This window comes from Prevotella sp. BV3P1 (genome assembly GCF_000479005.1).
Taxonomy (GTDB): Bacteria; Bacteroidota; Bacteroidia; order Bacteroidales; family Bacteroidaceae; genus Prevotella.
Window position 1 is genome coordinate 24,234 of sequence record NZ_AWXC01000025.1, and the last position, 13,733, is coordinate 37,966.

At 48.1% G+C, this 13,733-nt stretch carries 10 protein-coding genes; 8 read left to right on the plus strand and 2 right to left on the minus strand.

What is annotated here, in order from left to right; genetic code table 11:
- Window positions 1-38: 38 nt before the first annotated feature.
- Window positions 39-938 (minus strand): sirohydrochlorin chelatase, encoded by a 900-nt coding sequence (locus HMPREF1254_RS04750; protein ID WP_023057566.1) that lies wholly within the window; start codon window positions 936-938, stop codon window positions 39-41.
- Window positions 939-1,207: 269 nt separating this feature from the next.
- Here HMPREF1254_RS04750 and xseA point away from each other — a divergent pair, with 269 nt between their 5' ends.
- From xseA to HMPREF1254_RS04790, 8 genes are all read left to right on the plus strand, one after another.
- On the plus strand, window positions 1,208-2,515 hold the full coding sequence (xseA, locus tag HMPREF1254_RS04755) for an exodeoxyribonuclease VII large subunit (RefSeq protein ID WP_023057559.1): 1,308 nt from the start codon (window positions 1,208-1,210) through the stop codon (window positions 2,513-2,515).
- A gap of 1 nt (window position 2,516) precedes the next feature.
- Entirely contained in the window at window positions 2,517-2,708 is a 192-nt protein-coding gene (gene xseB / locus HMPREF1254_RS04760) for an exodeoxyribonuclease VII small subunit (RefSeq protein WP_004349828.1), read from the plus strand.
- Between the two features lie 110 nt (window positions 2,709-2,818).
- Window positions 2,819-3,835 carry a branched-chain amino acid aminotransferase gene (locus HMPREF1254_RS04765; protein WP_036891069.1) on the plus strand — a complete coding sequence of 339 codons (1,017 nt, stop codon included), beginning with the start codon at window positions 2,819-2,821 and terminating at the stop codon, window positions 3,833-3,835.
- A 408-nt stretch (window positions 3,836-4,243) separates the two neighbouring features.
- Entirely contained in the window at window positions 4,244-5,014 is a 771-nt protein-coding gene (gene trmB, locus HMPREF1254_RS04770) for a tRNA (guanosine(46)-N7)-methyltransferase TrmB (protein ID WP_023057564.1), read from the plus strand.
- 21 nt (window positions 5,015-5,035) lie between these two features.
- Entirely contained in the window at window positions 5,036-7,378 is a 2,343-nt protein-coding gene (locus tag HMPREF1254_RS04775; protein WP_023057593.1) for a GH92 family glycosyl hydrolase, read from the plus strand.
- Window positions 7,379-7,415: 37 nt separating this feature from the next.
- Window positions 7,416-8,222, plus strand: a complete 807-nt coding sequence (locus HMPREF1254_RS04780; protein ID WP_023057534.1) for a basic secretory protein-like protein — start codon at window positions 7,416-7,418, stop codon at window positions 8,220-8,222.
- A 62-nt stretch (window positions 8,223-8,284) separates the two neighbouring features.
- Window positions 8,285-10,633 (plus strand): GH92 family glycosyl hydrolase, encoded by a 2,349-nt coding sequence (locus HMPREF1254_RS04785; RefSeq protein ID WP_023057535.1) that lies wholly within the window; start codon window positions 8,285-8,287, stop codon window positions 10,631-10,633.
- Window positions 10,634-10,697: 64 nt separating this feature from the next.
- Window positions 10,698-11,798, plus strand: coding sequence for an Mrp/NBP35 family ATP-binding protein (locus HMPREF1254_RS04790; protein WP_023057576.1), 1,101 nt, complete (start codon window positions 10,698-10,700; stop codon window positions 11,796-11,798).
- A gap of 131 nt (window positions 11,799-11,929) precedes the next feature.
- On the opposite strand, the gene HMPREF1254_RS04795 is transcribed toward HMPREF1254_RS04790, so the two are convergent.
- Window positions 11,930-13,717, minus strand: a complete 1,788-nt coding sequence (locus HMPREF1254_RS04795; protein ID WP_023057571.1) for a chloride channel protein — start codon at window positions 13,715-13,717, stop codon at window positions 11,930-11,932.
- Window positions 13,718-13,733: the final 16 nt, after the last annotated feature.

Genomic DNA, 13,733 nt, shown 5'->3' on the forward strand with positions numbered 1-13,733 from the left:
CGTGAGCCGTGCGCAGGCACTCCAAATCTCTTTCATCATCATTCCTTGTGTTGAAGCCAGTGCGTAGTCTCTTCGATGACCCAGTCGGCAACCAAATCTTGCGATGCGGGCAATATGCCCTCGTCACCGTATACAATCTCGACGCCCTTTTGAGTCAGCTCCGCTTGTTTTTCCTGCATTTTGTGCCTATCTGCCATACGTTTTACGTCTGAAGTAAGATAAATGCCCTGTACCAAGATTCGCTTCTTGTGTTGTGAGGCGCGCTTGAGCATGGGAAGCAACTCATTCGCAAAGTCATGTCCCATCTCTATCTGTCGCGCATCAGTATAAGTTATCTTGCTGTTGTCTTTAATGTATTTTTGTACATGTCCTAACATCATGTTCCAAAATCCAATACGTTCTGGGTCGCCATGTGCAAGAAATACTACGGCTTCGTTAGCCTCATCTTTCGACATCGCTTTTATTCGTTGTAACATCGACTTTTCTAACACGTAGCTATAATAGAATGTTGGTCCCATGACGATAGGAACATTGGTATGAACCATCTCGGTATTTTCCTCTGCCAACTCTTCGCGTACATATCTATTATACTTCATGCCGAGAATGTTAGGTAAATCTTCTTCCGTGTGACTTGATGGGGCTATGAACAAAGGTAAAGCGAAGATAGTATCGGCTCCTTGTTTCAAACAATCCTTTACTACATTGGCTACCGAAGGTTCTGTATATTCCATGAGTGCCACACGCATATAGTCGATGCCTTTTACGGGATGAGTTGCTAATTTTTGCCGTACGATTGGTTCTAAGTCCAAGACCGGTTTACGCCAACTGGGCATAGGCGAACCATGCGCTATTACAATTAACGCATTTTTGGCTTGCATGCTACCTACTGTTGTCAATATGAATGTTAATACTAAAAGTTTTTTTCTTAAATTTTTCATTTTCAAGATGATATATAAATTAGTTATTAAATCTTTTTTCGCTCAATGGCATGCTTTGCATGTATCATGTGATTTTGCAAAGTTAACAGCTCCTAATCGTTAAGGCAATACCTAAATATAATGATTTTTCTCTACATCATTGCTGGTTAGTTTCTCTTGTATCTCCAGCAGTAAGTTCATTTAAGAAACCTAGCCATCGGAGTTATCTGCAAGTTCATTTTTATTGTCATACATCGCCTTTCAAAATAAAATTGTATTTTTGTAGTGAAATGACAAAGCAATTGGAACACAAATTAACGCTTTACGAACTCAACGAACTGGTGAGTGAAACAATCCAATCCGCCATGCCCGATGAATATTGGGTGGAGGCCGAATTGTCTGAGGTGCGCGAAGTACGTGGGCACTGTTACATGGAGCTGGTGCAGAAAGATGAGCGAACCAACACGCCCGTAGCCAAGGCATCGGCCAAATGTTGGAAGAACAAGTGGATGCTCATGCGGCCTTATTTTGAACGCACCACCGGACAAGTGCTGCGCGCTGGCATGAAAGTGTTACTGAAGGTGTACGCCAATTTCCACGAGGCTTACGGCTTTTCTTGGATTGTTACCGACATCGACCCCGTGTACACCATGGGCGACATGGCCCGCAAGCGGTTGGAAATCATCGCTCGATTGAAAGCTGAAGGGGTGTTCGACTTGCAAAAAGACTTGCACTTATCCATGTTCGCACGCCGCATCGCCGTCATTTCCAGTGAGCAGGCGGCTGGCTATGGCGACTTTTCGCGGCAGTTGAAAGATTGCGAACAGGGGTTCAACTTTGAGGTTCAACTCTTTCCTGCCGTCATGCAAGGCGAACGAGTGGAACCCAGCGTCATCGAAGCCTTGAACCACATCAATGCGCAAGTCGATGACTTTGACGTGGTGGTCATCATCCGTGGCGGTGGTGCGACAAGCGATTTGAGTGGCTTTGACACTCTTTCGCTGGCCGAGAATGTAGCCAATTTCCCCTTGCCCATCATCACTGGAATAGGGCACGAGCGCGATGAGAGCGTGTTGGACATGGTTTCGTTTCAGCGAGTCAAAACTCCTACGGCTGCGGCGGCGTATCTCATCGATAACCTGGCTGACACCTTGGCTCGGATAAACGATGCGCAAAGTGAGATGGTGCAAATCGTGAGGCACTGCATGGAACAGCAGAAGAATCGATTTGTGCGCGTATCCAGCAAAATACCGGTACTTTTCTCGCATGTCAGAGTGCGGCAGGAAGAGCGTTTGCAACAATATTTTTTGCAGCTCACCGCCAGGGCTTCCCGCAAAATCTCTAATGCTCAGCATCACGTCCAGGTACTTTCAAACAGTTTGAAACCGATGGCTGAGCGCAAAATCGTGACGGAAAGGCATCGCTTGGACATGCTTCAACAGCGATGCAAGTCGCTGGATCCCCAACTGCTGCTAAGCCGTGGCTACAGCATCACGCTGCACCAAGGACGCGCGGTGCGCCATGCCGGCGAGTTGAAGACGGGCGACGAGATAGAAACACGCGTGGAGAATGGAACATTCAAATCAATCATTAAATAATATGACCAAAGAAATAAACTATGAAGAAGCTGTTCGCCAGCTGGAAAACATTGTGCAGCGGATGGAAAACGAGGAACTTGATATCGACGAATTGACCACCGAACTGAAGAACGCTCAAAAGCTCATCAAACTTTGTAAGGCGCGCCTGACAAAGGTAGATGCTGACATTAAGAAGATTTTGGAAGAGGATTAAGTGTGTTCAGCACTGCAAAAAATATGGTATAATCATTGTGCATGCGCGATATTTTGCCTATTTTTGCGAAACACATGATGTGATTATAAACCTTTTAAACAGATAAGATGATGAAAAATATTGATTGGGCTAACCTGTCCTTCGGTTATGTGAAGACCGACTATAACGTGCGTTGCTACTATCGTGACGGTCAATGGGGCGAGATAGAAGTCTGCTCCGATGAGTACCTCAACATGCACATGGCTGCCGCTTGCCTGCACTATGGACAAGAGGCTTTCGAGGGTTTAAAGGCCTATCGCTGTCCGGATGGGAAGATACGCGTATTCAGAATAAACGAGAATGCGGCTCGTTTGCAGAGTACTTGCCGCGGTATCGTGATGCCTGAGCTGCCTACCGAGCGTTTTGAAGAGATGGTTAAGATGGTGGTGAGGCTCAACCAGGCGTACATACCACCATACGAGAGCGGAGCTACGCTTTACATTCGTCCGCTGCTCATTGGCACTTCGGCGCAGGTGGGTGTGAGTGCGGCGCGCGAATACGCATTCATCATCTTTGTCACCCCTGTGGGACCTTATTTCAAAGGCGGATTTTCCAGCAACCCATACGTCATCATGCGCGGCTACGACCGCTCGGCTCCTTTGGGAACGGGTAAGTACAAGGTGGGCGGTAACTATGCCGCATCGCTCTACGCACACAGCATCGCCCACGAAAAAGGGTACGCCAGTGAGTTTTATCTTGATGCCAAGGAGAAGAAATACATCGACGAATGTGGGGCTGCAAACTTCTTTGGCATTAAGAACAACACGTATATCACGCCAAAGTCGACCAGCATCCTGCCTTCCATCACCAACAAGAGCCTCATGCAGTTGGCCGAAGACATGGGATTGAAGGTGGAACATCGCCCTATTCCCGAAGAGGAGTTGGAAACATTTGAGGAGGCCGGAGCCTGCGGAACAGCTGCTGTCATCAGTCCCATCAGCTACATCGACGACCTCGACACGGGCAAACGTTATGACTTTGGTGATAAGCCCGGACCCATCTCCACAAAGCTGTACAACAAGTTGCGTGGCGTACAATATGGCACAGAGCCAGATATTCATGGCTGGACTACCGTGGTAATAGAGTAATAGTGGATAATATAGAAGAGCGGCATTGTTGTCGCTCTTTTCTGTTTCGGGGCGGCATGAAAGTCGCCCCTTTATATTCATAACTGTTGGTTTTTCATCACACAAATATGATGTGTTATGAAAGTCATGTTCAATCTCATTGACTTTACCCTCCAAACCCATTGACTTTGTCTTGTAATCCCATTGACTTTGACCTCCAAACTCATTGACTTTGGAAGCTCAAACGATAGTTTCAGAAAATCAATTAGTTACAAAGATACCTTTGTGTCTTTTGCGTATGTTTCAAAGATGAGAATCGAAGATGACGAAACGTGCGCGAGAAGGGATGATATTTCGGCCGATTAAAGCCTATGTGCGTTTGGCTGAAATTAAATAATTGATTATCTTTGCAAACACAAAAAACACTTTATGGGCAAAGGAAAATTAGAGAAATTCGCTGAGATGGAGACATTCAAGAATGTCTTTCAATATCCCTTTTCCGTGCTTGAGAACGTTCCTTTCGACATGAAAGGCCACTGGTGCGACGGTTATTTCAAGAACAACCATCCCATTGTGCTGGAACTTGGATGCGGCAAGGGCGAGTATACCGTGGGGCTGGCCAGGCTTTTCCCCGACGTGAACTTCATCGGCGTTGACATCAAAGGCGCGCGCATGTGGACAGGTGCCAAGCAGGCTTTGGCGGAAGGGTTGGACAACGTGGCTTTTCTGCGTACGAACATCGAGATGATCGACCGCTTTTTTGCCCAGGATGAGGTGCGGGAAATATGGCTAACTTTCTCTGATCCGCAGATGAAGAATGTTCGAAAACGCCTCTCCAGCACCTATTTCATGAACCGCTATCGCCGCTTCTTGGTGGACGGTGGGGTGGTGCATCTCAAGACCGACTCCAACTTTTTGTTCACTTACACGTCGCTCATGGTGGAGAAAAACCAGCTGCCGTTGCTCCAAAAGACAGCCGACTTGTATCACACCGCTGACGTTGATGAGGCCACCCGGCGCATCTTGTCCATCCAGACGTATTATGAAAGCATGTGGATGGAGCGGGGGTTGAACATTAAGTACATCAAATTTCGACTGCCGCATGAAGGCCAGTTGGAAGAACCCGACGTGGAAATACCCCTCGACGACTATCGCAGCTACCACCGTAGCAAGCGCAGTGGCAAGGCTACCGGTAAGTAAACCCATCAAAAACTAAATCAGATGAAAAAAACAGTGTTGCCGTTGATGGCACTTCTCATGCTTGGCAGCTTGCTTATGCAGGCGCAGAACAAGCGTTCGTTGACATCGTATGTCAACCCCATGATTGGCACAGCCGGCATGGGACACACCTTTCCAGGTGCCTGTGCGCCATTTGGTGTGGTTCAGTTGAGTCCCGAAACCGATACCATTCCGCATAATGTTGATGGAAAATATCAAGGGAAAGTATATGCTTACTGCGCTGGTTATCAATATGATGACCCTACCATTGTGGGATTTAGTCATACACATTTGAGCGGTACGGGACACAGTGATTTGGGCGACGTGATGATTATGCCGCAGACAGGGGCACTGAAGTTGAATCCCGGCACGGCCACGCATCCGGAGAATGGCTATCGGTCACGCTATTCACACGCCAACGAAAAGGCCACAGCCGGATATTACGAAGTGATGTTGGATGATTATGGTGTCAAGGCACAGCTCACCGCTACCCCACGAGTGGGTGTTCACCGCTACACGTTTCCAAAGGGAGCGGACAGTCGCATCATACTCGATTTGTTGCATGGTATCTACAACTACGACGGCAAGGTGTTGTGGAGCAGCATGCGAGTGGAAAACGATACGCTGATAACGGGTTACAGGCTCACCAACGGATGGGCGCGGTGCAATTATACTTATTTCGCCATTTCGCTGAGTAAGCCTATCAAGAGCTATGGCTATCGTGACATGAAACGTCCCAAATACGTGGGATTCTGGCGAAAGTTTGACCTGTACCACAACTTTCCGGAGATAGCAGGAAGGGATGTGGTGGCCTATTTTAACTTTGACAACCAGGTTTCTCAGGTTCTTGAAATCAAGGTAGCTCTGTCAGCAGTGAGTACGGAAGGCGCACTAAAAAACCTCCGTGCTGAGGCTGCGGGTAAGAGTTTCGAGCAAATCAGCAAGGAAACGCACGACCAATGGGAACGCGAGCTGGATGTCATCGAATGTGAGGGACCCGAAGACCATAAGGCCATGCTTTACACGTCGCTTTACCATACCATGATCAACCCGTCTGTTTACATGGATGTTGACAGGCAATACCGTGGTTTGGACGGCAATATTCATGTGGCTCACGACTTTGACAACTATACTATTTTCTCGCTTTGGGATACTTATCGCGCCCTGCATCCGCTGCTCAACCTGCTGAAGCCCGAACGAAACACCAATATGGTGAAGTCTATGTTGGCTCATCAGCAGCAGAGTGTGCATAAGATGCTGCCCATTTGGAGCCTCATGGGCAACGAAGGATGGTGCATGACAGGCTATCACGCTGTGTCTGTTCTTGCCGATGCCATGGTGAAAGGAGCCGACATCGACTATGATGCCGCTCTCAAGGCCATGACCTCCACGGCTACATGTCACTATTTTGCGGGCATTGGCGAATACATGCAAAAAGGCTATGTACCCTACGAGCGTGACGCAACGGCGGCCTCGAACACGCTGGAATATGCGTATGACGACTGGGCTATCTATGCGGCAGCCAAGAAAGCTGGGCGAGAAGATGTCGCTGCCGAGTATGCCAAACGTGCTTTATACTATCGCAACACGTTCGACACGACGATTGGTTTTGCTAGTCCTCGCTATACAGACGGCACTTTTAAGAAGGATTTGGATCCGTATCAGACCTCAAATGAAGGTTTCATCGAAGGTAATTCGTGGAATTTCTCATTCCATGCGCCACAGGATGTGTATGGACTGATGAACAAGTTAGGCGGAGAAAAACAATTCTTGGTAAAGCTCAACCGTTTGTTTGCAATGGATTTGCCGGCCAAGTACTATGAACACAATGAGGATGTGACGGCAGAATGTTTGGTTGGTGGATACGTTCATGGCAACGAACCCAGTCATCACATTCCTTATCTGTATGCCTGGACCTCGGCACCTTGGAAGACACAAGAGTGGCTTCGCACCATCATGAACAAGATGTATCGCAACGAAGTGCGCGGATTGGGCGGCAACGACGACTGTGGACAGATGTCGGCCTGGTACATCTTCTCATCCATGGGCTTTTATCCTGTATGCCCAGGGACCGATGAATATGTGCTGGGGGCTCCTTACCTGCCCTATATGAAGGTAACGATGCCTACGGGTAAGACCTTGATTGTTAAGGCTCCGAAGGTGAACGACCGTAATCGGTATGTTCAACGGGTAAGACTGAATGGCAAACCGTACACCAAACTGTACATCACCCATGCCGACTTGCTGAAGGGAGGCGTATTGGAATTTGACATGGGGAGCAAACCTAATAAGAAAAGAGGATTGGCAAAGACGGACAAGCCGTATTCAATGACCAATGGAAATTAAAGTTCAACATCAATCAGCATTAAGAAACTAAACGATTATGAAGAAGAACGTATGGGTAATGGCGGCTGCTATGATGAGTGGAATGCTGCTCATCTCGTGTGGAATATCAAAGAAAATGGCAGGCGTGTCCCGTTATACAGACGACCAATGGAACACCCATTTGGGCAGAATAGATTTTGAAGATCAAGACAAAGGTAGCGAGGGATCGCACATTTATCATGCCATCATACCCAATCCCGATGCGTACATCCGTCAGGTAACGGCCACCGTGATGAGCACGTTGTATTTCAAACCATCTGACAGCATCCCTGCTTGTAAGCGTTTGCAGTATATTATTCGCGACGATAAGGGAATCTCTGCCAAGAGTGGTGGGAATGGATTCGTGGATATCTTTTATAGCACACGACACATCAAACGTTCGTTTTCCAACAATGACACGGCGAAGGTTCTTTTTGAAACACGCGGCGTATTGTTGCACGAGTTGACGCATGCCTTTCAATTAGAGCCGCAAGGCATTGGTGGTTACGGTGATAATAAGGTGGTATGGTCGTTCATTGAGGGTATGGCCGATGCCGTTCGTGTGGCTAATGGTGGGTTCCATGGTGAGCAAGATCGACCGAAAGGTGGAAATTATATGGATGGCTATCGCACCACGGGCTACTTTCTGAACTGGGTGAAGGACCATAAGGATAAGGATTTTATTCGTAAGATGAATCGTTCAACCCTGGAGGTTGTGCCATGGTCTTGGGATGGTGCCGTGAAATATGCACTGGGCAAGAAGTATGGTGTTGATGCCCTTTGGCACGAATATCAGGTTACCATTGGCGATATCAAATCCAATTAAATCGATATCAACAGCATCTCCTGCCCGTTGAAGGGTGGCGGGAAATAAATATGTAGGCAGATATGAAAATCAAATATATCATTCTTTCCCTGTTCGTAGCCATGCAGAGTGTGGCTGTGTGTGCATCGCAAAAACGATCGAAGCAAATGGATAAGCCAGCCATCGCTTATGTTAATCCTTTTGTGGGCACCGATGGTTATGGTAATGTTTACCCTGGTGCGCAGATTCCTTTCGGGGGTATTCAAATCAGTCCCGATACGGATGAACATTTTTACGACTGCGCTTCGGGTTATAAATGGAACCGAAACTCCATCCAAGGATTCTCGTTGACACACCTCAGTGGTACGGGAATCCCAGACATGGGTGACTTTCTCTTCATGCCAGGCACAGGTAAAATACGGCTTGATCCAGGTAGTGATGTGGCACCGGACAGTGGTTATCGCAGTCGTTTTTCGCATAATGACGAGCAGGCGACACCAGGTTATTACTATGTGAACTTGAAAGATTATGGTGTCAAGGCTGAGATGACGGCAGGAGAACGTAGTGGTATTTTCCGATTTACTTATCCGAAGACCGATTCAGCCTTTGTGCTGATTGATTTGAACCATACGCTTTGGCAGAAATGTGTGTGGTCGAACATCCGCGTTGAAGACGATCATACCATTACAGGATATAAACTTGTCAAGGGATGGGGGTCCGAGAGGCACATCTATTTTAGAGCCGAATTCTCGCATCCGTTCCGTCATTTCGTGATTTATCAAGATAAAAAGCCGGTTATTTACAACACAAGTCGTTTTAGAAGTAATCGTGAAGCGTGGGGACCCAACATCCTGTTCACGGCAACATTCAATACACATGATAATGCTGTGGTAACGGTAAAGACCAGTATTTCTTCCACTTCGACCGATGGTGCCAAGCTGAATATGCAGGAATTACAAGGCCATACTTTTGACAGCCTCAAGCAGTTGGCCGAACAAAAGTGGCAGAAAGAACTGTCAAAGTACGAGATTATCGGAAGCGAACAACAGAAACGCACCTTCTATACCTCGGCTTATCATGCTGCATTATGCCCATTTACGTATGATGATGCTGACGGTAGGTTCAGCGGTTTGGACAAGAACATCGAGCAGGCGCATGGGTTTACTAACCGAACCGAGTTCTCTCTTTGGGACACTTATCGGGCCTGGCACCCTTTGATGAACCTGATTCATCACGACATTCAGGCCGATATCGCCAATTCGATGCTGGCTCATTATGACAAAAGCGTGGAGAAAATGTTGCCATTTTGGTCGTTTGGCAGTAACGAAACTTGGTGTATGATTGGCTATCACGCCGCTGCGGTGCTGGCAGACATGATTTGCAAGGAGGTGAAAGGCTTTGACTACGAGCGAGCTTTCGAGGCGATGGTGCGAACAGCTATGAACCCTAACTACGATGGGTTGCCCGACTATCGATCCAAAGGCTATGTGCCATTCGACAAAGAGAATGAATCTGTCTCCAAAACACTGGAGTATGCATTCGATGATTATGCCATTGCGCAGGCCGCAAAGAAGCTGGGAAAGACCAAAGAATATACCTATTTCCTGAACAGGGCATTGAGCTATCAGAATCTTTTCGGCCACCAAACCAAGTATATGCGTGGCAAAGACGCCAGTGGAGCATGGCGATCGCCTTTCTCACCCATCGCTTATCAGGGACCAGGGTCAGTCAATGGATGGGGTGATATCACCGAAGGTTTCACCGTGCAGTATCATTGGACGGTTCCACAGGATGTCCAAGGGCTGATGAATCTCATGGGAAAAGACAAGTTCCGTGAGCGTTTGGATTCGTTGTTTACTTACGATTTGCCGGATGATATACCTGGTGCGCATGACATTCAGGGACGAATAGGTGCCTATTGGCATGGCAATGAACCTTGTCATCATGTGGCTTATCTGTACAATTACTTGGGCGAAGGTTGGAAAGGACAGAAGATTGTCAGGGAAGTTGTTGACCGCTTCTATGGCGATGAGCCTGGTTCGCTCTCGGGAAATGATGACTGTGGACAGATGTCTGCATGGTACATTTTTAACAGTATAGGCTTTTATCCGGTGGCACCCTCAAGCGGATACTACAATATAGGTTCGCCTGCTTTGCCCGGTGTCACGCTAACGATGAGCAATGGGAAGAAGATTGTGGTCACAACCAAGGGCTGGAGTAAGAAAGCAGTGTATGTTAATAAAGTGTTTTTCAATGGGAAACCCTACACTAAATCCTACTTGAAATGGACCGATTTGAAAGAAGGAGCTCACATACAGTTCGTAATGTCGACCAAACCGAATAAGAAATGGGCCACACATCCGCAAGACATTGCACCGTCATTGTCGGCTCCCGGCAAAACAATGACTTATCGACAGGGCATGAACCTGTAATCAATCAATTGAATAATCGCTTCAAAAAGAAGGGATGACAACACTAAATACAAAACATAAGAAAATGACTTTATATCCAAAACTGATTACTGAGGCACTGGCAACGGTGATGTATCCAGGAACCAAGAAGAATCTTATTGAGAGCGACATGCTGGCAGACGACATCCGAATCGATGGGATGAAGGTTGAGTTTACCTTGATATTTCCCCGCGAAACCGATCCTTTTCTGCGGTCAACGATCAAGGCTGCCGAGGCTGCCATCCACTTCCATGTGGGAAAAGAGGTTGAGGTGAACATCAAAACCGAGTTCAAGACCGCACCAAGACCAGAGGTAGACAAATTACTTCCGCAAGTGAAGAATATCATTGCCGTAAGTTCAGGCAAGGGTGGAGTGGGCAAGTCGACCATCTCTTCCAATCTGGCTATTGCCTTGGCGCAGCTGGGTTACAAGGTAGGATTATTGGATGCTGACATCTTCGGACCATCCATGCCCAAGATGTTCGGTGTGGAAAACGAGCGAGTTTACGCCATCGAGAAAGAGGGCAGACAACTCATTGTGCCGATAGAGAAATATGGTGTGAAGTTGTTGAGCGTGGGTTTCTTTGTCAATCCTCAGACCGCAACGCTCTGGCGAGGCAGTATGGCGTCGAATGCGCTAAAACAATTGATCGCCGATGCTGATTGGGGCGAGCTGGATTACTTCATCCTGGACACGCCACCAGGTACAAGTGACATTCATTTAACATTGCTCCAGACGCTCGCTATCACGGGAGCTGTCATCGTGAGCACGCCGCAGAAGGTGGCTTTGGCTGATGCTAGGAAGGGCATTGATATGTACCAGAACGACAAGGTAAACGTGCCGATTCTCGGATTGGTGGAAAATATGGCTTGGTTCACACCCGCTGAACTGCCAGAGAATAAATATTTCATTTTTGGAAAGGATGGCTGCAAGCAGCTGGCAGACGAGATGAAGCTGCCGTTGTTGGCGCAGATTCCCATCGTGCAGAGCATCTGTGAGAATGGTGATGGTGGCGAACCGTCGGCAGTTCACACTGATACGATGACGGGACAGGCCTTTCTCAACCTGGCGCAAGCGGTGGTCACCGTGACCAACAGGCGCAACAAAGAACAGAAACCCACAAAGGTTGTCAGGGTAAACAAATAGGGTTACCCCAACGAGCAACCTTCATTTTCAGCGTCGTTGGCGTGAATCACAGGCGCAACGCTGCTGTAAAATTGTGGCAAACATGATGCATGGAGAAACCATCCACTTTCGTGTTTGCCATTTACTTTCAATCACTCTGCCGAGAAGTCGGCCACCGTCTTGCGGTACATGGAATACAGTCGCGTGCGCTCCACAAAGCCCGTGAGCTGTCCGTTCACGTCAACCACCGGCAGATAGTTGGCATTGGTCTTGTCAAACTTCTCCATCACCTCTTCCATCGAGTCTTTGATACCCAGTGTAGCCTTTGGGGGTATTAAGATTTGCTGCACGGTGAAGCGTTGATATAGTTCGGTTCTGAACATCACATGCCTAATCTTGTTAATGTCAATGATGCCCATCAAGACACCAGCGGTGTTGACAACGGGGATGAAACTGGTATGACTCCTGCTAATCACACTCACCAACTTCCCTAATGGCATGTCTGGGTCAACGGTTGTATAGTCGTGGTCAATCACGCTATCCAGGCTCATGAGCGTTAGGATTGACCTGTCTGTATGATGGGTGAGCAGCCTACCTTGGCGTGCCAGACGCATGGCATAAATGCTGTGGGGCTCGAAGATACTGATGACCATCACCGATACAATGCTCACCATGATGAGCGGTAAGAACAGCGAATAGCCGCCCGTGAGTTCGGCAATGAGGAACACACCGGTCAGTGGGGCATGCATCACACCAGCCATCACCCCAGCCATTCCCAGCAGGGTGAAGTTCTTTTCGGGGATGTAGGTTCCCACCTGATTCATGTTCCACACACGCGCAAAGAGAAAACCGCCGAACCCTCCGACGAACAGGGATGGCGCAAAGGTTCCTCCTACGCCACCCGCTCCGTTGGTAGCCGATGTGGCAAAGATTTTGGTGAGCAACACCAAAGCGATGTAGATGACCAGCAAGCCCGAACTGCCTGCGAACAACGAGTTGTTCATTACAGCGTTCCAATCGCCTTCCGTGTTTCCATTGAGCAAGATATTCAGCGAATTGTAGCCCTCACCATATAGTGAAGGAAAGAAGAATATCAGTGAACTCAGCAGGATGGCTCCTAAGAAAAGTTTAGCGAATGGATAGTCTTTGAGCTGTTCGAACACCCCTTCGCATTTGCTCATCATGCGGATGAAGTACAGGCTTACCATGCCGCAGAACAATCCAAGCAGGATACTTGCCGGTATGCGGTCGATGTTCCAGGCGCTGTCCAGCGTAAAATTGAACAGCGAGCGGTTGCCCTCGAAGATGTAGGTGAAGACGGTTGCCGTGACCGTAGAAGTGAGGATAGGCAGCAGAGAGGCCATGCTGAGGTCTACCATGAGCACCTCCAGCGTGAACACCAGGCCGGCTATCGGCGCTTTAAAGATGCCTGCGATGGCGGCGGATGCGCCACAACCCACGAGCAACATTAACGTCTTGTTGTCCATCTTGAACAACTGTCCGAGGTTACTGCCTATGGCCGACCCCGTCAGCACGATGGGAGCCTCGGCACCTACCGACCCACCAAAGCCGATGGTGATGGCCGATGAGATGACCGATGTCCAACAGTTGTGCGCCTTCAGCCTTGACTGCTTGGTCGATATGGCATACAGCACCTGCGTGATGCCGTGCGAGATATTGTCTTTCACCACATATCTCACGAAGAGCGATGTGATGTAAATGCCGATAACGGGGAACAGCAGGTACAGCCAGTTGTAGGTAGTAGCATCGAAACCAGCCGTAAGTAAATGTTGAATCTGTCTGATGATGAAGTGCAACACATAGGCAGCTACCGAGGCGAAAATACCGATGAAGAAGGCCAGGATGGTCGTCATCTGACGATTGGTCAGATGTGTCAGTCTCCACTTGTGAAGCTTGTTTATGTTGATTGTGAGTTGCATTGTTTATCCTGTTGTC